At 35.5% G+C, this 23,093-nt stretch carries 14 protein-coding genes; 4 read left to right on the top strand and 10 right to left on the bottom strand.

Going from position 1 to position 23,093, the window contains the following annotated elements; all coding sequences use genetic code 11:
• Window positions 1-1,263, bottom strand: a complete 1,263-nt coding sequence (locus tag ACFSR1_RS21390) for a hypothetical protein (RefSeq protein WP_378295068.1) — start codon at window positions 1,261-1,263, stop codon at window positions 1-3.
• Window positions 1,264-1,478: 215 nt separating this feature from the next.
• On the opposite strand from ACFSR1_RS21390, the gene ACFSR1_RS21385 reads away from it, so the two are divergent.
• Complete coding sequence (locus tag ACFSR1_RS21385; protein WP_378295067.1) at window positions 1,479-2,060, top strand: DUF1287 domain-containing protein; 582 nt, start codon at window positions 1,479-1,481, stop codon at window positions 2,058-2,060.
• Window positions 2,061-2,077: 17 nt separating this feature from the next.
• Here the strand turns inward: ACFSR1_RS21385 and ACFSR1_RS21380 are convergent, their stop codons facing one another.
• The 4 genes from ACFSR1_RS21380 to ACFSR1_RS21365 all read right to left on the bottom strand — a co-directional run bounded on the left by ACFSR1_RS21380 (window position 2,078) and on the right by ACFSR1_RS21365 (window position 7,579).
• The gene (locus ACFSR1_RS21380; RefSeq protein ID WP_378295066.1) at window positions 2,078-3,214 is read right to left on the bottom strand and encodes a nucleoside hydrolase; all 1,137 of its coding nucleotides are present in this window, start codon (window positions 3,212-3,214) and stop codon (window positions 2,078-2,080) included.
• 27 nt (window positions 3,215-3,241) lie between these two features.
• Window positions 3,242-4,993, bottom strand: a complete 1,752-nt coding sequence (locus ACFSR1_RS21375; RefSeq protein WP_378295065.1) for an alpha-keto acid decarboxylase family protein — start codon at window positions 4,991-4,993, stop codon at window positions 3,242-3,244.
• Between the two features lie 12 nt (window positions 4,994-5,005).
• Window positions 5,006-6,751 (bottom strand): flavin monoamine oxidase family protein, encoded by a 1,746-nt coding sequence (locus tag ACFSR1_RS21370; protein WP_378295064.1) that lies wholly within the window; start codon window positions 6,749-6,751, stop codon window positions 5,006-5,008.
• 135 nt (window positions 6,752-6,886) lie between these two features.
• Window positions 6,887-7,579 carry a uracil-DNA glycosylase family protein gene (locus ACFSR1_RS21365; RefSeq protein ID WP_378295426.1) on the bottom strand — a complete coding sequence of 231 codons (693 nt, stop codon included), beginning with the start codon at window positions 7,577-7,579 and terminating at the stop codon, window positions 6,887-6,889.
• 417 nt (window positions 7,580-7,996) lie between these two features.
• On the opposite strand from ACFSR1_RS21365, the gene ACFSR1_RS21360 reads away from it, so the two are divergent.
• The gene (locus tag ACFSR1_RS21360) at window positions 7,997-8,815 is read left to right on the top strand and encodes a phosphatase PAP2 family protein (protein WP_378295063.1); all 819 of its coding nucleotides are present in this window, start codon (window positions 7,997-7,999) and stop codon (window positions 8,813-8,815) included.
• Between the two features lie 443 nt (window positions 8,816-9,258).
• Here the strand turns inward: ACFSR1_RS21360 and ACFSR1_RS21355 are convergent, their stop codons facing one another.
• The 4 genes from ACFSR1_RS21355 to ACFSR1_RS21340 form a co-directional block, all read right to left on the bottom strand.
• Window positions 9,259-10,917 carry an MBOAT family O-acyltransferase gene (locus ACFSR1_RS21355; protein ID WP_378295062.1) on the bottom strand — a complete coding sequence of 553 codons (1,659 nt, stop codon included), beginning with the start codon at window positions 10,915-10,917 and terminating at the stop codon, window positions 9,259-9,261.
• Window positions 10,910-12,190 carry a GDSL-type esterase/lipase family protein gene (locus ACFSR1_RS21350; protein ID WP_378295061.1) on the bottom strand — a complete coding sequence of 427 codons (1,281 nt, stop codon included), beginning with the start codon at window positions 12,188-12,190 and terminating at the stop codon, window positions 10,910-10,912. The genes ACFSR1_RS21355 and ACFSR1_RS21350 overlap by 8 nt, the downstream gene beginning before the upstream one ends.
• The gene (locus tag ACFSR1_RS21345; protein ID WP_378295060.1) at window positions 12,177-13,664 is read right to left on the bottom strand and encodes a lipase; all 1,488 of its coding nucleotides are present in this window, start codon (window positions 13,662-13,664) and stop codon (window positions 12,177-12,179) included. The genes ACFSR1_RS21350 and ACFSR1_RS21345 overlap by 14 nt, the downstream gene beginning before the upstream one ends.
• A 193-nt stretch (window positions 13,665-13,857) precedes the next feature.
• Window positions 13,858-14,580 carry a CDC27 family protein gene (locus ACFSR1_RS21340; protein WP_378295059.1) on the bottom strand — a complete coding sequence of 241 codons (723 nt, stop codon included), beginning with the start codon at window positions 14,578-14,580 and terminating at the stop codon, window positions 13,858-13,860.
• A gap of 322 nt (window positions 14,581-14,902) precedes the next feature.
• On the opposite strand from ACFSR1_RS21340, the gene ACFSR1_RS21335 reads away from it, so the two are divergent.
• Window positions 14,903-19,069 carry a T9SS type A sorting domain-containing protein gene (locus ACFSR1_RS21335; protein WP_378295058.1) on the top strand — a complete coding sequence of 1,389 codons (4,167 nt, stop codon included), beginning with the start codon at window positions 14,903-14,905 and terminating at the stop codon, window positions 19,067-19,069.
• Window positions 19,070-19,146: 77 nt separating this feature from the next.
• On the opposite strand, the gene ACFSR1_RS21330 is transcribed toward ACFSR1_RS21335, so the two are convergent.
• A complete protein-coding gene (locus tag ACFSR1_RS21330) occupies window positions 19,147-22,599 on the bottom strand; it encodes a pyruvate carboxylase (RefSeq protein ID WP_378295057.1) in 3,453 nt (1,150 codons plus the stop codon).
• A 297-nt stretch (window positions 22,600-22,896) separates the two neighbouring features.
• Here ACFSR1_RS21330 and ACFSR1_RS21325 point away from each other — a divergent pair, with 297 nt between their 5' ends.
• Window positions 22,897-23,082 (top strand): CsbD family protein, encoded by a 186-nt coding sequence (locus tag ACFSR1_RS21325; RefSeq protein ID WP_378295056.1) that lies wholly within the window; start codon window positions 22,897-22,899, stop codon window positions 23,080-23,082.
• Window positions 23,083-23,093: the final 11 nt, after the last annotated feature.

Genomic DNA, 23,093 nt, shown 5'->3' with positions numbered 1-23,093 from the left:
TTATTCTTTCGAAAAGAAATTATCAATAAATTTTTCTAGTTTTTCTTTTTTTAACTGCTGGATATTGAGTTTTAGTTTAGTGATAAAACCGAAAGAATCACCTTCGATCCCCATGGATCCTGAGATGTATAATTCATTTTTTGAATCTAAACGTATTTTATTAAAATCAAGAATTGGATATTTTAACAAAACAGATGCCACTCCTTCATTACCGTAATCTGTGTCGATTTCACCATTAGGTAATAGTTTTTTTATTAGTATTTCGAATTCACTGTCCAGGCTCTTAGAAATTACAAAAACTTCTCCTATTTCTGTCACTACAAAATCAGTATTGTAAATATCTGCACTAAATCCCATTTCTCCAGAATCGAAAAAAGTAGGATTCAGATTTCCGTTTGCGCCGTATTTACGTATACGATATATACCTTCAGACTCATTTTCGATTTGAGAAGTATATAGTTCTGTATTAGAAAGCACTATATGATCAAATGACTGATAATCGTCTTCTATGGTCAAACAGTACAAATTATTAGATGCCATTTGATTACTATCAAATCCTGCTAAATATGTAGATTGTTCCTCCCCGTCATCTATCGACTCAGAATATGCGAGTAATAGATAGTCGTTTTCCATGGCAGAGCAGTTTAAGGTAAAGTGATGATCATCATACAAACTGGATGATAAAGTCTCTCCAATATCCGATAGTTTAAGAATAGCAATTTTTTCTTGCTTTTTTGAAGTTTCTAAACCTTTTATCTTGGCAATAACAATGATTTCATCATTAGAGGAAGCATAAATATACTGCCCATAATTATCATCCAGATTATCTAATATATTCTTTTTATATACTCCACTGCTACCAAACCCATCATTAATAGTTCCATCTTCATAAAACCCATTAACAGAAATCATCCAGCTATATCCGTTCCAAAAGTTAGATAGCACCAAAACAGTGCCGTCGGATTTAGCACTCATGCCAACAGGTATAGTATTTTGATTATTTAAATTACTTGATGTTATATTAAATTGAATATCCTTTTTACCATTTTTATGAAGTCTTACCAAATTTTTCTTATCATTAGACTCATAAAGTACGTTAATTTTATTTTCTTCAACAACATCAAAATCAATAACGTGAGAAGAAAACACACCTAACTCCTTAAACAAAAGCAGTCCTTTTCTGGCAAAATCAATATCAATTTGCTGAGCGTAGCCACTTGTTAACAGACAATAAAAAAATATGATTAAGCGGTAAATTCTCATAACGAAATAGTAGCAACTTTATTTAGTCACCTTCGCTAAGGAGGTAAGATCAAAAAAAATAGAAGATTAGGGGTGTCAAATAAACCTTTACAACTAATTTTAAGTAACTAGTTTATTTTTAATCAGCATCAAAAAAAAGAATTAATCTATTATAATGCAAGATTTTTCTTAATAATAAAAAATTAATTTTGTTAACGTACTCAAAATATAACCATATGAACAAGCGAATCATATTTTTACTTTTCCTTCTAGTTTCTTTCTCTCTTTTTGCTCAGGAAGACTTCTATCATCGATTGTCTGACGCAAGCTTATCATTGACTGAACAAGATGTAACCTACGATCCTGCCTATTTCTCTATTGAGTATCCTAATGGCGATGTTCCCAGTGATAAAGGTGTATGCACAGATGTTGTGATACGAGCTTATCGAAAACTAGGGATTGATCTACAAAAAGAAGTACACGAAGACATGAGGACTAATTTTGGTGTATATCCAAAAAACTGGGGATTATCAAAAACCGATAAAAACATTGATCACAGAAGAGTTCCTAATCTAATGACATTCTTTTCTCGATTTGGCAAAGTAAAATCTATTGCTAAGAATGCAGAAGATTACCTACCAGGAGATATCGTTTGTTGGAATCTGGGTGGTGGACTCACACATATTGGATTAGTTGTGGACAAAAAATCCGAAGATCAACAACGGCATTTAATCGTTCATAATATTGGCGGTGGACAAGTGTTAGCTGATTGTCTTTTTGATTATAGAATTATTGGGCATTATCGTTATAACAAGTAGAATTATTTACAACAAAATTATTTCTTGCACTTCTCTTCATAAGCCCTTAACTGTTCTGCAAAGGCAGGAAAAATACTATTGTAATTCGTATAATAACATTCTCTAATCAGGTGACTATCTTTTTTAGGCTTCCAATATCCTTCTTCTGTCAGTATTGGAGAGAACACCTCATGTGATGGAACGGAACCTGGATCAATAAACCAGGCAATATTGATTAAATCCCAGATATTCCAGATTTGCCCAAAAAGATTGTTTTTATCTTTTCCATACCAAGTAAACAAAGGATTGTTAATATAACGATCATAGAGTACTTTACCTATGGGACCTGAGTCTTTGAACCAAGCTTCCATATCTGCCTGAGATAAGGTTAATTGTTGCCCCACATAAAACCCTGGAATATAAACCAAAGGAACACCGCTACTAAATAATATCTGAGAAGCTTCTATATCCTGCGATAAATTAAAAGAAGTATTTTGTAGATCGGTGACATTCGTTGGGTACCCTGCTGTCCAGGTATACACCACCTTATCGATAATATCCGGCGCTATCATTATAGCTGATGCCAAATTGGTAGCACAGGCAATACCCATAATATAAATCGGATCATCGATAGAAGCGCTACGCGCCAATGCTATAAAATGATCAACCGCTTCACTTCGCACCGGACAACCATCTTCTAAATAATGTGTAGCTCCCTTTAAAACCGGAATCTCTGGCTTATCAAAAAGCTTCATGAATTCGAGTAATTTATCATAACTACTCTCCATTCCTTCTTCAGGTGTCATCGCCACATGACTTCCTTTATCCAAAAGACTTTCGGGAGTAATCCCAAGTTTTTCTATAGCCTCTATTTGTACTTTGTATTTATTTACCAAAGCCTGTTCATCTTCTGTCAGATTATCTGGAGCAGCTTTGATAAGATCATTCGCTCTTAGTAAAGCTTTTAACCGCTCTAAAAATGAAAAAGGTGCTGCATAAATCCCTTCAACCTTAATATTTTCGTGAGGTAACAATAGCCAGGTTAACGCAAAGAAATCATCTATCTCATTGTCAAAATCAGTATCAACAACTACTCTTAATGGTTTATTTCTTTTGTTAGGTAACTGCAACAGATTTTTCATCTGTTCTTCTGATAATTTTTGGTGTGCACTCATATAGTAAGTTCGTTTAGTTTCGACTGGTTAGCATAATGACCAATCTGGATTTAACGTTTCGTCTTCTCCTGCTTTTTTAGTTCTATATTTTATCGAATTAGGAATGTCAGTTTTAGGAATGTGAACATGTACAATAAAATTATCGTTAGGATATTTATCAATTTGTTGCAGTGCTATATCCAGATCATTTTCTGTTTTGACTTCAAGTCCAATACCTCCAAAAGCATCTGTAAGTTTAGCATATTTCCAATTATTTAAATCATTGTATGGATACACTTTATTAAGATCTTCTTGAGGATAATCTATTTTATCTTTTCCTCTAAAAGGATTTGGATTTACCAACATTTGTTCGATACCATATATTTTATTGTCAAGTACAAAAACAACGGTATTATGTTTTAGATGATGTTGCGTAGAAACCGCTTGACAAGTTTCCTGAAATGCACCATCGCCTACAAACACCAGTACTCTCTGATTTGGGTCAGCACATTTAACGCCTATCGCAGCAGGAACTGAATACCCTATAGACAACCAATTGGCTTGTGCTATAAATGTATTCGGTTTACCTCTATGTAATCCTTGGGCTCCCAATAAAGGAAATCCTGCATCAACTACCACAGTATTAGAAGCTGTGATAAAACTATTCATTTTTGTAAAGAATTGATCATAGGTTAACTCATCGGAAGTTTGAACTTGTATTGATTTTTTTAGACCATTGCTAATGGCTGCATCCATAGAAAACTTTTTAAACTTCTCTTTTCGTTTCATCAACTCTTCTCTTAGTGCATCAACAAAGGCTCCTAATGACATATTCGCATAAAATTTTGCACCAACTCTGATTCCGGAGTGATTGGATAAAACCGTATTATCATCCCATATATTAAATCCTCCAAGATTTTTACCTGTGGTCCACGCACCGATACCTATTTTAGATCCGGCTTTTGTAAATCGTTCATAAACATCACCTGGAGAAGCATTTCCATTAAAAACTCCTTTAAACAATGGGTGATCCTCAGAAACAATAGATTTTCCCATAATAGAGGTTGTAAATTCAATACCTGTATCTTCTACCAGTTGTAAAAATTTCTTTTGAAGTCCTTTACGCTGAATTTCTACTCCTGCCCAAAAAATAGGCTTGTCTTTTGCTTCGATCAAATCGGCCGCAGCCACAGCAGCACTTTTCGCTATTGATACACATTGATCACTATGTTTTCGGGTAATTGGACGATCAGGAGCATCACATTCTGATCGCCAAACATCTTCAAAAACCTCTAAGTAGACAGGTCTACCATAACTAACCATAGCGTTTAAGACCGCATCTATTTTATAAGGCGCTTCTCCACCTCCTGTGACTTGTTCTGCTGCAACTGTTACATTACGAAAAACATTGATATTACTATACATATCACCCGTCATATGAGAAGCCATTAAACCTTCTCCCAAGTTTTTTGATTGCTCTGCGTTTGTGGGAGCTCCATTAATTACTAGTACGGGATTATGTTCTACATAAGAACCCGCTACCGGATTTAAAACACTAAATGCACCTACTCCATAGGTAACTCCCACTGCTCCAATGCCTTTTAATCGAGCATACGCATCTACACAATGTCCTGCATTTATTTCATTGGTATTTCCTATGATCTTAATTTTAGCTTTTGGATCCTCAATAATCGTATTTAGAAAGGGCGCTGAATAGTTTCCTGCAACACCAAAAACTGTGTCTAACCCAAGTTCCTCCAAACGAAGCTGTAGATATTTTGCTACTGTTATTTTGCTCATGATACTGGATTTTTAAAATTTTACAGGTGTTTCATTTACTTCCAATGCCGCTCGAATACCAGATTCGATAGCTCCTTCTATCCACGCATGCTTTAGCGATGTATGTTCTCCTGCAAAATGTGCTTTCCCATCCCATTCTGGTTTTTCTATTGATCCCTGCAGTAAGTTTAATTGCCCTGGTGTAAAAATAGCTGCCTCTCCAAAAGCATATGGATTCTGCATCCAAGATACGGTTGCTGCTCCTTTTATACCATCTACATACTCTGGATCTTCTGGTGCATCTGGATTGAAAACAGATAAAGATTTAATTCTTCTTTGTTCATCCAAATCGTCTGGCGCGTGTGCTACCGCAATGTTATCTAATGCATATATGTAACGGTCTTTATGACTCATAGAATCCCATTTTCTGGCATCATCTGCCCAACAATAACAGGCTAACATTAATCCATTTCCTTCTCTGTTTATATGCTGACTTGGATAGTAAATAAAACGGTTCGATAAATCAGTGATGGTTCCACCACCCACAATATTGTAGGGATCCTTTTCCCACCAACGTTCTTTAAATTCAACCAGAACTTTTGTAGCAGAGTCATAGTGAAGTTCCCTGATCGCTTTTCTTTTATCCTGAGAGAATTTTGGCCAGACATGTACCATCCTAAATGCAGAAAATGGTATAGTTACGATCACCTCATCAAACTCCATCTCGCTTACGGGTACTTCTTGTTTTTTATATCCTATTTTTTGGTAATAAGACGGATCTCGTTTAATCTCTATTTCTGTAGAGATTCTTACTTTCCCATCTCTTAGATAAAGATCCGTCATTTTTGTATCCAGATAGGTTATTTCTGCTAATTCATGTTTTTTATAAAAAGACTCTGTAATTATATCTGTTCCTCCAACAACCTGCCAAAAAACAGTATCATTTTTAATGATATTAGCTTCAATAAAACTCTGTAGAAAATCATAGGACATACGTGACTCCAAATTTTGAATCACAGCGATCATTTCTATGGCATTCTCTGAGTAATTGGTAAACTCTTTTAGAAAACGTCTCATAGAATATTCTCCTAATTTTTCAATTAGTTTAGGCCAATTCTCGACAGGATTAATAGCGATAAAATCCTTCAGAGGTTGTAATGCATTATGAAGTAAAATATTAGCCGCCTGATTTTCATCCGAAACGTTCGGATCTTTATTAGTTTGCACATTGTAGTGTAGTAACTTATTGATATCAGCATCTTTTTTATAATACTCTTTTTGAACCACTTGCTGATAATTTACATATAAAAAGGAATTGAAGGTTTTCTTTGGAAATGTAGCACTCTCCTTCTCATAATTCACGTAACCTTCTTCTTTGTTCTTTAACGCTTCCTTTTTGTCTACTGAAACATAATAAAAAGGTTCTAATGAAACATCGAGCTGCTTACAATACTCTAGTACCATATTATGAAAATTAGGTAATCGCATCGCTCCTGCCTCGGCATATAATGAGTCGTCCTCCCAATATTTCTTACCTTCCGCATTTCTGAAAGTTTTAACTCTTCCACCTATCCGCGTATTCGCTTCTACGATGGTAACGTTATGTCCTGATTCTCTTAAAACAGCTGCCGCAACCATTCCTGCCATTCCTGCTCCAACAACAAGTACATCTTTTTTCTTCCCTTTGGGTTTAGGAAATCCTGTTTTAATGTATTCTAAATATTTTTGAACAACCGGGTCATTATCCTCATCCAATAAGCTATGTAAATACGTTTTCATGTAAAGTGATTTTAGTGCGGTGAGAAACCACAGAAATTAGTATGATTTATGATATGATTAAACATATCCGAAAATACTTTATATCATCATGAAATGAAATAGGGGTTTATACGGGAAATGATAGGGAAAATGTGGTCAAAAGAATTTGCTGTACTGTATCACTCTAAAATCTATTGTATTGAATGCAGGATTTTGGTTTTTTAAGTCTTTATAAGATTGCAAACTTCCAATTGATCGATTAGCAGCCCCGGATGGTGCTGTTAAGGAAACTGTTTTTATAGTTCTATTTGAATTTTCTCTCGACTCCGCTCGAGATGACAGTTTTGAGGGAAGTATGAATTGATGTATTCTGGGAATATCATTCGATACTAATTCTAATTGTAACTGGTAGTTTTTAAGATGTTTTCTAAAGAAATATTCAGGCCCATTTTTGCTATTTCCACCAGTAAACAGTAAAGTATCTATCTTAGGATATTGATGTAGATAAGATATCAAATCCCTCAATTGGATATGTTGCATTCCCAGATCTGATGCATCTATTTTTTCTCGTTGACAACTATGTACAATGTCACAAACTCCTATTCCGCGAGAGGCTAAAAAATTCTTGCGTTGATTAATAGCTTCTTGCGTTGTTTCGAATTTTAGGTTTAAATCAAAAATACGATCTAAAACCGGCCAAAGCAATCCGCTGATACTTCCGTAACAAAAATCGACATCACCTTCTTTTAATTCTCCCGAGGTAAAACGTGGCGGTGGCAGGGTACCGACTATTAGTTTTGTGGCTCCCTCAGGAAAAAAAGGTTCGTATGGATGAATATGTTGAAACAATATGGAATTACGATTTACGAAGGTAGAAAGATTTTTAAGATAGTAGTGAGTATTAAGTAGTGAGTACATAGTAGTAAGAAGTTAAGGAGTAAAGAAGCGTTGAGGACTGAGGCTCCTCCTGAGGCGGACAAGTCTCGAAGTTCGAAGTTCGAAGACCAATGATTAAGTGTAAAGTAATGAGTACAAAGTGTTAGGTAGGAGTAGTCAACGAGTAAAGCAGGACTTTTTAAAATGGGTGATAAATCTTTACCCGCTGTACAAAAGGTAAAAGGATATGCAGAAACCAATCCGGGGTTTAAGAATTATTACATCGACAAAGTAATGTCGGGTAAATGTCGTGTATAAGACGTAACAGAATTTTTGGAATAAATACGCTAATGATAATCTTGTATGAAATTTCAATTAAATCACTTGTCCATGACCATAATTTATATATTTATTTCTTTAATAATCGTGCTCTTATTATTATTAAACAAAAATGACTATTTTCAAGATAATTGGGTAGTAACTTTAAGCGTACAAAGGGAGATTCTTATTTGCTTAGTTTTGATTGGATTATCCTATACATCTTTTGAACTTCAAAAAATAAAAGCAGACAATTTTACTGGATTTGAAATTGGAAGTTTAAACCAAACAAAAATTGATCAAATAAATGCTCTTGACAGAGGTATTACCGGGAGATGGGATATTCAGGCAAAAGACAATGGAAAGGTGTTCAAAAATATAGCTACCTATTTAATACCATTTTCTTTATTCCTTTTTGCTGGTAGTCTAAAAAGAAGACTTGTTTTATTTTTTATTTTTTCACAAGGTTATGTCCTAACTGAAAGTCTAACTGGTTTAACAAAAGGTCTAGTTAATAGATATAGACCGTTTGCATATATAACAATTGATAAAATTGAAACATTAAATCCTAGGGCAAAAGAAAAATTTTTAGAAGATATTGTTGATTATGATATTCTAAATTCTTTTTTTTCCGGTGACGCAAGTATTATTGCATTTGGTTTTGTCTTTTTTGCATATGCGTATAGCTTGTTTTATAAAGAACGAACGTATAAAAATGTAGTATGGATTATAGCTCTTATTGGCGTATTTTTAGGTTCTTATTATAGAACTTCATCAGGAAAACATTTTCCAACAGATGTTATGACTGGAGCTATAGTTGGATTTCTTGTAGCATTTGGAATTTTAATAATTCATAAAAAAGTTTTTAAATATGATCGCAGTGAAGTTTAACTGTTGCCAACAACATAATTCATAACTTCATTGGAACTGGTTTTAAATTAATTTCTAAAAAATAATCTTTTCAATTAAGAAAATCCGGTAACATAACCAGAACGACTCACTCGTAAATCTTTCTGGTTTTTTTATGATTATGTAGCACTTAAAGTTGAGTATAAAACATTCAAAATTGAATATAAATCACTAGATGTTGAACCAAAAACATTCAAAATTGAGTATAAAACACTCGATGTTGAGTATAAATGATTCAAATTTGAGTAGAAAAGACACGGTCTTATTTTGTCAAACCATCAACTAATTATCAGCTTTTATACTCAGATAACATCTGGATACATCCACCAGAGGCGGACATTCGATGTCACGTATTAGTCAAATAGTAAAGAAGTTAATGAGAGTTGAACGAAGTCGAAACCCGACACCTAATAGCAACACGTTTCTTAAAACTGAAAGTAAATAAACGGTTGAAAATCGGCAGCATAGGTTTGATAACAGATTATAGCCACAATCGTTGCTATTAATCCCTTAATGATCATATTACTTTTAATAAACTGATCTAACAACCAATCTTTGGTTTTATAAGGCAACCAATGGGTAATATATCCTATCAGCATTACAATAAAAACCACTCTATACTCCCAGAGCACTGCTAACGCATTAGTCCAGTCCATATTGGTCATAACAGATTGATAGAAACGATCGATATGATCCATACTATTACCTCTAAAATAAATACGGGTAAAGGTGATAAACACAAAAGTCAATGCAATACGCCATAATAAAGCATACCAGGCGTTAGAATTTTCGTAGGGACTTATTTTTCGCCAGTATTTATAAGTCACAATACCTAATCCATTTAAACCTCCCCAAATCACAAATTTCCAGGATGCTCCATGCCATAAACCTCCTACCAGCATTGTGATCATAATATTCACATTTCTATTAAAATGCCAAGCTAGTTTAGAGGAGAATAAAGTCACTATGAGTAACAATCCTATTCCGGCGGTAGAAATGATGGCGATACCAAAATCTGCATATGCAAATGCTCCTAAAAAGGTAAAAACAATAATGAATACATATGAAAATATGCTTCCATTGCGGTTTCCTCCTATTGGAATGTATAAATAGTCTTTTAACCAACTGGATAGTGAGATGTGCCATCGTTTCCAGAAATCTCCACAATGTATCGCTTTATAAGGCGAATTAAAATTAACGGGTAATTTGTATCCCATCAGCAATGCCAATCCAATAGCAATATCTGTATATCCCGAAAAATCACCATAAATCTGCAACGAATATCCAAACATTGCCATAATATTTGTAAACCCTGAAAACATCTCTGGAACATCAAATACACGATCCATAAAATTCATAGCAATGAAATCTGCGAAAAGCATCTTCTTGATCAAGCCTTTAAGAATCATAAAAGTTGCGTTACCAAAATCTTCTTTGGTAATATTAATCTCTTTTCTAATCTGAGGAACAAAATCCGCAGCACGAACAATAGGACCGGCAACCAATTGAGGAAAGAAACTTACGAAGAAACCAAAATCAATAATAGAATTCAACGGCTTGATTTGTTTTCTATAAATATCTACACTATAACTTATGGTTTGAAAGGTGTAAAAAGAAATCCCGACAGGTAAAATAATGGTATCCACTGTAAAATAATCCGCATTTGCCCAGGTATTGGCAAACTGTGCAAGGTAGTTGATTACCTGGTAGTCGGTATTAAACAAGGTGTTGTATGATTCTGTAAAGAAATAAGCATACTTAAAATAACAAAGCGTTCCTAAATTTATGATTACACTAAAAGCAACCAGAAATTTCTTTACTATAATGGATTTGCTATGATATATTGCCTTACCTAAAAAGAAATCATTGACCGTACTGAAAAGTAAAATCCCAATAAACAAGCCACTAGTCTTGTAATAAAACAGCAAGCTGATCGCAAAAAGATACGCACTACGGATACTCTTTTTACGATATACTATTGCATACAAAAAGTAGATCGCTGCAAAGAAAATCCAGAAATCCGCTTGTGTAAATATCAAAGGAAAATCCTCTGAAAAAGAAAAAATATCTTTTAATCTATTCATTAATAATTTGATTCAAAACAGAATTTGGCTCCAACTGTAGTTCTTTTTCCCACGAACTTGTCAACGCCTGTAATAGTAAATCTGCTTTAATTCTATATCCCAATTGTGTAAAATGTATTCTATCTCTTGGCATCAATTTATTTTGATACCAATCTTTGGAAGAATTAAAACCTCCCATAATTTCGTAAAAATCCCAAACGGCCATCTTATGCTTTTTTGCCAATTCATAAATAATCTTCTGCATTACTCTCGTTCTGGGGTTTGGGTATTTCTTTTTATAGTAAGAATCATTAGGTACGGTTAGTAAAACTGCACAATCAGGATTGGCTTTTTGGGCAGTCAGAATAAGACTTTCATAATACTTCCTATATGCTGACGGGTCAAAATCCGGGTGATATCCATCATTCGTACCTACCGAGACAATAAATAAATCAGGCCGATACAGCATTAATTGATCATTAAAATACTTACATCTATTATAGTAATTGAAACTTGCCCCATTAACTCCTATCGTCGTATACTGCACACCTCGATTATCATTCATTAACTCCATACCCATCATCAGAAATTCTGCCTGCTCCGGAGCACCGATTCTGCGGACACAAAACTCTAATTCTTCAACAATTTGTGTGAGTACAAACTCGATAAAATGGGCTTCTTTGTTTATTTTAGTATCCGCAATTAGCCCTGATTCTTTAAAATTGATTTCATAATCATCGGTCCAATTGTCATAAAAGATTCTGATTCTATTAAAGTCATATTGTTGTGCATCATATCCTCTATGATTAGCTTTTATCTTGATGTTAGCCAAAGAATCTTTAAATATGGCCGTTACACCGGCCATTCCCCAGGCAACACTATCTTTTTTAATAGAACAGCGATATCCTATCCAATCTCCATCATATTCAACATTGTAATTACTAGGATTATTTGTGCCTGCGATTTTGTATGGATAGATAAATCCTCGCTGCCCCTTTGCAGTAGGACTCATATGTTGCAAATACGTTCTCAATCGATTCGAATAAATATCCGCTTGTATATGAGATCCACCTATATGGAAAATATGAACATCCTCTTCTTTGCCTTTGGCAATTGTATCTAGCTTACGAAATAGTTTTGCAAAAGAAGGAGCTTCTTCTACAAACTTAATTTGGTTTGCTTTCCAGTTTACAAAAGGATATTTATTCTGAATAGTATCCAAAACATAATCCTGAGCCATCATTGAATAACTCACTAAGAATAGGAAAAAAGAGAATATCTTATGTTTCGTCATTCGGTTCTTCTTTTAGGTCAAGGTATAGGGCTGTAAAAAATAATTCTGAAATAATTTTAGTTCCTTTCCAGGTAAAATGCATATAATCATTAGCGGTAAGCTTTTCTTCTACCCAAAAAGGCATAGATCCTTTTCCTCCCATGGCATCATACATACTCCAATAGGCTACATTGTTCTTAGAGCAGGTTTCCATTAATTTGGTATTAAGATACGGTAGCAAGGGATAGGTCTCCATTTTTCCATTTACAGGAAGACACATATCCGTAGGTCCAATAAATATGATACTCACATTTTTTGTTCGGCGTCTCAACCAGTTTATCTGATTGACTATAGATTTGGCATAATTATCCACCTTTGTCGAATCTTTAAGGTATGGCATTGTATTTCCTCCATACTGCATAATGATGATCTTAGGTTTTAAATTTCTTGTCATCTGCCCATAGATAGAGGCATTGGTACTAGAAAAAATAGTCCCCGAAGAACCACGCATAGCCACGTTGTCCACTTGCACTCTTGATCCACCATCTAAGGTTAATCCATAAAAATCTGCACTTACTTTTCCTTCTAATTCAATTTTTAGATTACTAGGCGTGGTATTAGTTTTAATACGATATTTATGATATTTCCCATCGGGAATCAAACTGTCTTGTTGGATGAGTTTTCCATCATTATATACCGAAATTTTAATAGGGAAGTTACAATTACCGTAATGTAGCCCAATGTTTGTAAATCTCCTGAATTTAGCATATGCTTTTTTAGATTTACCAATAGTTACAGAAGCTTTCACTAACGGTAATGAGTCTAAACTAGTACTATCCGGAAGTGTTTTTTTATGTTCTGTAAATCGAGAAACAGACATATATGCTCCATATTTTCTATGCTTAAATTTCTCTTGAGTAGGATCGAATCTGGCATATCTAAACCAATTCTCACTGGGCTCTACCATTGCAGCAATTTGCTTATAAACAGGTTTTACAGGTATAAATCCAGGACCACTACCACCATACATACCTTGTAATCTATTTCTGATATACCCTGTAATTCTATCTCCTTCAATCTGAGAATCACCATAATGTATTATTCTACAGGATCTAGATGATAATTTAGCTTGTAACTCTTTAGCAAAATCAGGGTTATCAGCCGGATATGTAATTCTCTCAATTCTGGTAGTGTCTATTTTAGAAAAATCGGGTCTCTGAAGACTGTCTTTTTTGGCTAAGGCATCAGCAGTAAGGATTTCGGGTTCTATATCCGATTCATCCGCTACAGGCACAACAACTTCGGTAACTTGAAGAATATCTTGTTTCTTTATAAGTGATGAATCTTTTTCTAAGGCCAAAAAGGTTTTATACGTAGGATACTTAAGAGAAATCCCTTGGTAAGAGAAACCGTCTTCTTGTATTTGTTCTTTTTGGATTCCACCTTTTTCACTTAAAAACATAAGACCAAATAACCCACCCAATACGAGTATCAAAAACAAGGATATTTGAATAGGTTTGATTTTCAAGGTTATCGGGGGACTTTTGATTTTTGTAAAAATAGAAAGTTTTTGCGAAATGCAAAGCAATTATCAGTGGTTTACAGACAAATACCTTATCTATTAAGGTCAGATCATACCTTTTTAGAATTTAATCGACCAAAATCGAACACGAAACTTGACTAATATACTAAATTGATGCCATTAGTTTTTTAACATTATTAACCACTCCTCTATATTTATTGCGATTAGGTTTGGACATATGCTGAGATTCCAAAATGATCTCTTCCAAAATCTCTCTGGATTCAGCTATTTTACCTTTTTCGATAAGAAATTGTGCTAAGATATAACGTTCTTCATAATTAGAATATCGTTGATCGATAGGTCTTAGATTTTCTTCAGCTTCTTCGGATCTTCCGGACTTCTCTAATGCCAAACCATACAAAAATTGACTTCTGGAACCCTTGAAATCTGCTTTTTGATGTATTTGCTCTGCACAAAAAATAACTTTATCAAACTGACTTGTCTGATAATATCCTTCCAGTAATTTTTTAACAACTCCTGAGTCAGACTTGTAATTACCATTTAGAGCTATTTCATATTCACCGATACCTGCATTATAGTCTCCTATTTCATACAACGCATCCCCAAGATGTATTCGATTCTGGAACGTATCTGCAAATTCAACCTGTTTTTTAAGGTCATTTACTTTCTTAGTAGGATTGATAACACTTACGATCTCATTTTGAACAACATCCAAATCTTTTTTGTTAAATACCTGAGTTACCAGATAGATGACACTTCCGATAACAGGTAAAAATAAAATTAGGAAGTACCAGTAGTACTCGTTTCTGTTTTTAATAGCGTGATATATACAATACGCTTGTAAGGCAATAATTAAAAAATATGGCATCCGGCAAAAATAGTAAAACTCAATTATTTTACACTAACATTACCAGAAGCCTTGATGTTATAGATATAAAAAGTGGAACTGATTATCTAATATTGATTTTTAACCTTCTTTTATTGACCGAATTAACCTACAAGGTAAATGTATTTTATCGTTAAAGTTATTAACAAAAAATAATTATATATCTTTACGCCGTAAACATTTAATAACCTTAGAGTCATAATAGTAGACATCCTTATATAAATAAGCCCCCGATCTACATTGTTAATAACTTTTAAACAAAGTGTTGACAACTCAAAAAGGTGTATTTAAAAACACTTAGAAAGTGAAAAAAATTATACTTGTAATTGCAATATTCTTTATTGCACATACTAGCAATGGTCAATGTTCCACAGAAAATATTGATGAAACTCTTGTTGGCGTAACTAATGGTGCAGTTGATGGTTCATCTGGCCAAAGTTTTACACCTACTTGTAACGGAATTTTAAACACTATTGGCGTTCCAGCACTAAACAATAGTGCAAATGCAACAGTCACTATACGTAGTGGTGAAGGTTATGGCGGATCTGTTTTGGGAACTTTACTTAATCAAACTACATTTCCTTCAACAGATTTTGCAAACGACTATTCCGTATTTGATTTTTCTTCATTAAATATAGTCCTAATAGCTGGACAGCAATACACATTCGATATATCGAGTACCGCACTTATCGTGTTCGATAATGAGGCTGATCCTGATTATCCAAATGGACAACGCTATTCTGCGGGAATTGCTCAACCCGGAACTGATTTATTATTCTCATTGGATCTTACTGCTATTCCATGTACTGATCCAGATGTACCGATGGTAACTTTTGCTCCATCAACAATTTGTGACGGCAATAATGCCACACTTACTATTTCTGGAAACCTTAACGATGCAACAGCTTGGCATATATACACAGGATCTTGTGGTGGTACTGAAATTGGATCTACCACATCTAATTCATTTGTAGTATCACCATCTGTGCCAAGTACTACCTATTTTGTTAGAGGAGAAGGTGGTTTGTGTGTAATTCCTGGTTCCTGCGGAACCGTCAATGTCAATGTTACTGCAAATGATATTGTTACCTATACAGCTCCATCAGATCTATGTTTAGATGCAGGTGTACAAAACGGATTAGGTGGAGGAACCCCAACTGGAGGAATATATTCAGGTCCTGGTGTCACGGATGATGGTAACGGAATGACCTATTCTTTTGATCCTGCGATTGCAGGTCTAGGTACTCATATAATCAACTATACAAGTGCTGGCACTTGTAGTGACAGTGCTAATGACACCATAGAAGTATTTGATGTGCCAACAGTAACTTTTACTGCTCCGGCAGATCTCTGTATTGATGCAGGTGTACAAAACGGATTAGGTGATGGAACCCCAACTGGTGGAGTTTATTCAGGAACTGGAGTAACCGATGATGGTAACGGAATGACCTATTCTTTTGATCCGACTACAGCTGGTGCAGGTGTTCACACCATAACCTATAGCTTTACCAATGCCAACGGATGTATCAATACAGCATCCGATGATATAGAAGTATTTGATCTACCAACAGTGACATTGACAGCTCCGGTAGATTTATGTATTGATGCAGGTGTACAAAACGGATTGGGTGGAGGAACCCCAACTGGTGGAGTTTATTCAGGAACCGGAGTAACCGATGATGGTAACGGAATGACCTATTCTTTTGATCCGACTACAGCTGGTGCAGGTGTTCATACTATCACCTATAGTTTTACAAATGCTAATGGATGTACAAATACAGCATCAGATGATATAGAAGTATTTGATTTACCAACAGTGACATTTACCGCTCCAGTAGATCTCTGTATTGATGCAGGTATACAAAACGGATTGGGTGGAGGAACCCCAACTGGTGGAGTCTATTCAGGAACCGGAGTAACCGATGATGGTAACGGAATGACCTATTCTTTTGATCCGACTACAGCTGGTGCAGGTGTTCATACTATCACCTATAGTTTTACAAATGCTAATGGATGTACCAATACAGCATCTGATGACATAGAAGTATTTGATCTACCAACGGTAACCTTTACTGCTCTGGCTGACCTCTGTATTGATGCAGGTATACAAAACGGATTAGGTGGTGCAACTCCAACGGGTGGAACGTATTCTGGAAACGGAGTTACCGATGACGGTAATGGATTGACCTATTCTTTTGATCCGACTACAGCTGGTGCAGGTGTTCATACTATCACCTATAGTTTTACAAATGCTAATGGATGTGCCAATACTGCTTCGGATACTATTGAAGTATTTGATCTACCAACAGTGACATTGACAGCTCCGGTAGATTTATGTATTGATGCAGGTGTACAAAACGGATTGGGTGGAGGAACCCCAACTGGTGGAGTTTATTCAGGAACCGGAGTAACCGATGATGGTAACGGAATGACCTATTCTTTTGATCCGACTACAGCCGGTGTGGGTGTGCATACCATAAGTTACAGCTTTACCAATGCCAATGGATGTGCCAATACAGCATCAGATGACATAGAAGTATTTGATCTACCAACGGTAACCTTTACTGCTTTGGCTGATCTCTGTATTGATGCAGGTGTACAAAATGGATTAGGTGGCGGAACCCCAACTGGTGGAGTCTATTCAGGAACCGGAGTAACCGATGATGGTAACGGAATGACCTATTCTTTTGATCCGACTACAGCTGGTACAGGTGTTCACACCATAACCTATAGCTTTACCAATGCCAACGGATGTATCAATATAGCATCTGATGACATAGAAGTATTTGATCTACCAACGGTAACCTTTACTGCTCTGGCTGACCTCTGTATTGATGCAGGTATACAAAACGGATTGGGTGGAGGATCCCCAACTGGTGGAGTCTATTCAGGAACCGGAGTAACCGATGATGGTAACGGAATGACCTATTCTTTTGATCCGACTACAGCTGGTGCAGGTGTTCACACCATAACCTATAGCTTTACCAATGCCAACGGATGTACCAATACAGCATCAGATGATATAGAAGTATTTGATTTACCAACAGTGACATTTACCGCTCCGGCAAATCTCTGTATTGATGCAGGTGTACAAAACGGATTAGGTGGAGGAACCCCAACTGGTGGAGTCTATTCAGGAACCGGAGTAACCGATGATGGTAACGGAATGACCTATTCTTTTGATCCGACTACAGCTGGTGCAGGTGTTCACACCATAACCTATAGCTTTAACAATGCCAATGGATGTACCGATACAGCATCAGATGATATAGAAGTATTTGATTTACCAACAGTGACATTTACCGCTCCGGTAGATCTCTGTATTGATGCAGGTATACAAAACGGATTGGGTGGGGGAACCCCAACTGGTGGAGTCTATTCAGGAACCGGAATAACCGATGATGGTAACGGAATGACTTATTCTTTTGATCCGACTACAGCTGGTGCAGGTGTTCACATCATAACCTATAGCTTTACCAATACCAACGGATGCGCAAATACAGCTTCTGATACTATAGAAGTATTTGATCTACCAACGGTAACCTTTACTGCTTTGGCTGATCTCTGCATTGATGCAGGTATACAAAACGGATTGGGTGGGGGAACCCCAACTGGTGGAGTCTATTCAGGAACCGGAGTTACCGATGATGGTAACGGAATGACCTATTCTTTTGATCCGACTACATCTGGTGCAGGTGTTCATACCATAACCTATAGCTTTACCAATGCCAACGGATGCGCAAATACAGCTTCTGATACTTTGGAAGTATTTGATTTACCAACAGTAACTTTTACTACTCCGGCTGATCTCTGTATTGATGCAGGTGTACAAAACGGATTAGGTGGAGCTACTCCAACTGGTGGAGTTTATTCAGGAACTGGAGTAACCGATGATGGTAACGGAATGACCTATTCTTTTGATCCGACTACAGCTGGTGCAGGTGTTCACACTATCACCTATAGCTTTACCAATGCTAATGGATGTACCGATACCGCATCAGATGACATAGAAGTATTTGATCTACCAGATGCTTCAGTAGATGATTCTCTTATGCCTATTTTTACGGCTAATACAGCAGGAGCATCCTATCAATGGATTGATTGTGATACCGATACACCTTTATCAGGAGAAGTAAATCAGTCATTTACGGCAACTGAAAATGGTAATTATGCAGTAGAAATCACAGTAAATGGCTGTACTCAAAGATCTTCCTGCTTTTTGGTAGAAACTTTTAGTGTTGATGAACAAGAGCTTCTGAATAATAAATTACGCATATACCCTGTTCCAACTACAGGTATGGTCAATATATCCATTCCGATAAAAAAAGCAACAATCTATAATGTAATAGGCAAGAAAGTGTTCGAAACAAATACTAGCTCTTTTGATATTTCCCAATTAAATTCCGGAGTATATTTTATAAATATTGAAGGAGAAAAAGGAAACGCCATAAGACGAATCATTAAAGAATAAAGAATAGTAAATACACTATAAAATAGAAAAGTCTCTCAGTTTCCTGAGAGACTTTTCTATTTTATGATTATTAAGTTTTATTTTAAAGTAATCACTAAATCATCAGCTTCAACCATTGTTCCGGATTTCAATACAATTTTCTTGATGATAGCATCTTCATTGGCTGTTATGGTAGTTTCCATTTTCATCGCTTCTATGATAAATAATGGATCATTCTTCTTCACTTCCTGACCATTTTTTACTAATACCGAAGATAAAGACCCTTGTAACGGCGCTCCTATCTGTTTAGCATCAGTCTTATCAACTTTAGCATGTATAACTTTATCTACCTTGATGGAGTTATCCTTAATCTCTACATTTCTAGTTTGTCCATTCACTTTAAAGAATACAGTTACCATTCCGTCATCGTGAGGCTCTCCAATTGATATTAACTCAATCAATAAAATCTTTCCTTTATCTAGTTCTATGATGATTTCTTCTCCAGGAGTCATTCCATAAAAGAAGTTTTTAGTAGGAATGTTCATTACATTGCCATACTTAACGTGGTGGTTATAGGCTCCTGTAAATACTTTTGGGTATAGTTTATAAGAAAGAAAATCTGTTATATCCAGTTCTCTCCCCATTCCTTTCTTAAAAACTTTTACGAAGTCTTTGAACTCTGTTTCAAAATCCACAGGTTCCAAATGGGCATTGGGTCTATTGGTAAAAGGTTTCTGATCTTTTAATATTGATTTTTGAAGATCTTTAGGAAATCCTCCTTCAGGTTGCCCTAATTCTCCCTTGAATAAGCTAACTACAGATTGAGGAAAAGAAATAGTCTCGCCTCTTTCCTTGACATCTTCGATGGTTAGATTATTACTCACTAGATATTGAGCCATATCACCTACTACTTTAGAACTTGGTGTTACTTTTACAATATCACCAAAAAGGGTATTTACTTCTCCATACATTTTGGTAATCTCGTGAAAACGATCTGCCAATCCCAATCCTTGAGCTTGCGGTTTTAGATTAGAATATTGTCCTCCCGGAATTTCATGTTGATATACCTCACCGGTTCCGGCTTTCAGACCGGATTCGAACACATAATAATATTCGCGAACGGCTTCCCAATAATTAGAATATTCATTTAATTTTGTTGTATCCATAGGGTTTTCGCGATCGTGGAACTTCAACATTTCCATAATTGCGTTAAAATTAGGTTGTGCAGTTAATCCAGAAAGTCCTCCTAAAGCTACATCTACTACATCTACTCCTGCTTCAATCGCCTTTAGATAAGTAGCTGATTGTACAGAAGAGGTATCATGCGTATGTAAATGAATCGGAATATTGATTTCAGACTTCAATGCAGAAACCAACTCGTACGCTGCATACGGCTTCAATAAACCAGCCATGTCCTTTATTCCAAGAATATGTGCTCCGGCATTCTCAATATCTTTTGCTAGCTGAACATAGTATTCTAAAGTATATTTAGTTCGTTTAGGATCTAAAATATCTCCTGTATAGCATAAAGAACCTTCAGCCAGGCCCTGTGTGCGAGTTCTTACATGTTCGATACAAGGTGCAATCGATTTCATCCAGTTTAGCGAATCAAAGATTCTGAAGACATCTACTCCATTCTCCCACGATTGTTCTACAAACTTACCGATTAGGTTATCAGGATACGCTGTATATCCAACACCGTTTGATCCACGAATTAACATCTGTAACAATAAGTTAGGCATGGCTTCTCTCAAAGCACGAAGGCGCTCCCAAGGATTTTCTCTTAAAAATCGAAGACATACATCAAACGTGGCTCCTCCCCAAACCTCCATACTAAAGACTTCTGGATGGTTTTTTGCAAACCCTTCGGCCACTTTTTGCATATCATAGGTACGCATTCTGGTTGCCAATAAACTCTGATGTGCATCCCGCATAGTGGTATCCGTAAAGTGAACTTTCTTTTCATTTTTTAACCAGGCAGCAAATTTTTCAGGACCTAACTCTGTTAATAAATCTTTCGTTCCTTTTTTATATCCATTAGATCGATCGAATTCCGGAACTTTAGGCAAAACGAAAGTCTTTGTTGGATCCATGGTTTTTACATCAGGATTACCGTTCACAATAATGTCTCCTAAAAAATTCGCCAATTTGGTTGCCCGATTTCGAGATTCTTTAATTGTGAATAATGCTTTTGTATCTCTTATAAAATTAACCGTGACTGCTCCTTTTCTAAAAGTTTCGTGCTGAAGGATATTATCCAAAAATGGCATATTGGTTTTTACACCTCGAATTCTAAATTCTGAAAGCGCTCTACGCATCTTTCTACAGGCCCCATCCAAAGTTCTACTATTAGCAGAAACCTTTACCAGCATAGAATCAAAAAATGGAGAAATCGTAACTCCTTGATATACACTTCCTGCATCTAATCGAATACCAAATCCTGAGGCGCTTCTATACGTAGTAATGGTTCCGTAGTCTGGTTTAAAATCATTCTCGGGATCTTCGGTGGTGATTCTACATTGCACAGCATATCCGTTTATTTTAAGACTCTCCTGACTTTCTATCTTGATCTGTTTATCTGATAGTTTATAACCACCTGCGATAAAGATTTGTGCTTTGATTAAATCAATACCTGTTACTATTTCGGTAACTGTATGCTCAACCTGTACTCGAGGATTTACTTCTATGAAATAAATACTTCCATCATCATCTACTAAAAACTCTACAGTACCTATATTATTATAATCAACCGCTTTACAGATTGTTAAAGCATACTGATATAAATTATCAAGAATTTTCTGTTCTACACCAAAAGAGGGAGCATACTCAATCACTTTTTGATAACGTCTTTGTACAGAGCAGTCTCGCTCAAAAAGATGCACCATATTACCATGATGATCAGCTACGATCTGTATCTCTATGTGTTTAGGGTTCTCAACAAACTTCTCAAGAAAAACGGTGTCATCGCCAAATGCGTTTAGGGCCTCTCTTTGAGATTCTGGATATGCTTTTTCTAACTCCTCTACACTTCTGATCACTCGCATTCCTCTACCTCCTCCTCCAGAAGCCGCTTTTAGCATCACAGGAAAACCAATTCGTTTAGCTTCCTTGATAGCAATTTTTACATTAGTCAGATCTTCTTTATTACTTTGAATAATTGGAATATCATTAGCAATCGCTACTTCTTTTGCCATTATCTTATCTCCTAAGGAACGAAGTACAGATACTTTGGGCCCTATAAAGATGATATCGTTTTCCTGACATCTTTGCGCAAAATCTGCATTTTCAGAAAGAAAACCATATCCGGGATGTATAGCATCTACATTGTTACTTTTTGCAACCTTAATGATTGCATCAATATTTAAATAAGGTTTTAAAGGTTCATTATCTGCTCCGATTTGATATGCTTCATCTGCTTTATATCGATGTAATGAATATCTATCTTCATAGGTATAAACTCCTACGGTTTGTAAGCCAATTTCTGTACAAGCTCTAAAAATTCTGATAGCTATTTCCCCTCGATTGGCAACTAAAACCTTTTTGATTTGCATGGTAATGATTTTGTGTTTAAATAATATTTAGCGAACATTCGCTGCGAAGATATGGATTAGATAAATTCTTTGCAACGTAATTATTATCAAGTTATAAATAATTTTTATCCGAATTAATTACTCGAATGAAACAATAGATAACTAATTTTCAATAAGATATAAACTCTTCAATAATTAATAAAACATATAAGGCTATAAATATCATTATGATCAATAAATATTTTAATTGAGTTAAGATGTATTGCTTATTACAGAGATATTGCTGTACAATAAAATAATAACATAAAACTCAATATTATGAACACTGATCAGTTAGAAGGTAAATGGAAACAAGTAAAAGGAAAGTTCAAACAAAAATATGGAAAAGTCACTGATAATGACACTACATATTCTGAGGGTAAATTTGATGAAATGTTAGGCAAACTTCAGGAAAAAACAGGAAAAACAAAGGAAGAACTGAAAGAAGAAATTGATAAAATGTAAAAATAGATCAT

The sequence above is a fragment of the Aquimarina rubra genome (assembly GCF_042684305.1).
In the GTDB taxonomy this organism is placed as follows: domain Bacteria; phylum Bacteroidota; class Bacteroidia; order Flavobacteriales; family Flavobacteriaceae; genus Aquimarina; species Aquimarina rubra.
Note: the sequence above shows the minus strand (reverse complement) of the source record. Positions and strands in the feature narration are given on the sequence as shown.

Excerpts from the sequence above, each read along its gene's own strand:
- ACFSR1_RS21385 (WP_378295067.1), top strand. The coding sequence starts at position 1,479 with ATGAACAAGCGAATCATATTTTTACTTTTCCTTCTAGTTTCTTTCTCT.
- ACFSR1_RS21330 (WP_378295057.1), bottom strand. The coding sequence starts at position 22,599 with ATGCAAATCAAAAAGGTTTTAGTTGCCAATCGAGGGGAAATAGCTATC.
- ACFSR1_RS21360 (WP_378295063.1), top strand. The coding sequence starts at position 7,997 with ATGACCATAATTTATATATTTATTTCTTTAATAATCGTGCTCTTATTA.
- ACFSR1_RS21325 (WP_378295056.1), top strand. The coding sequence starts at position 22,897 with ATGAACACTGATCAGTTAGAAGGTAAATGGAAACAAGTAAAAGGAAAG.
- ACFSR1_RS21390 (WP_378295068.1), bottom strand. The coding sequence starts at position 1,263 with ATGAGAATTTACCGCTTAATCATATTTTTTTATTGTCTGTTAACAAGT.
- ACFSR1_RS21340 (WP_378295059.1), bottom strand. The coding sequence starts at position 14,580 with ATGCCATATTTTTTAATTATTGCCTTACAAGCGTATTGTATATATCAC.
- ACFSR1_RS21370 (WP_378295064.1), bottom strand. The coding sequence starts at position 6,751 with ATGAAAACGTATTTACATAGCTTATTGGATGAGGATAATGACCCGGTT.
- ACFSR1_RS21350 (WP_378295061.1), bottom strand. The coding sequence starts at position 12,190 with ATGACGAAACATAAGATATTCTCTTTTTTCCTATTCTTAGTGAGTTAT.
- ACFSR1_RS21380 (WP_378295066.1), bottom strand. The coding sequence starts at position 3,214 with ATGAGTGCACACCAAAAATTATCAGAAGAACAGATGAAAAATCTGTTG.
- ACFSR1_RS21375 (WP_378295065.1), bottom strand. The coding sequence starts at position 4,993 with ATGAGCAAAATAACAGTAGCAAAATATCTACAGCTTCGTTTGGAGGAA.
- ACFSR1_RS21355 (WP_378295062.1), bottom strand. The coding sequence starts at position 10,917 with ATGAATAGATTAAAAGATATTTTTTCTTTTTCAGAGGATTTTCCTTTG.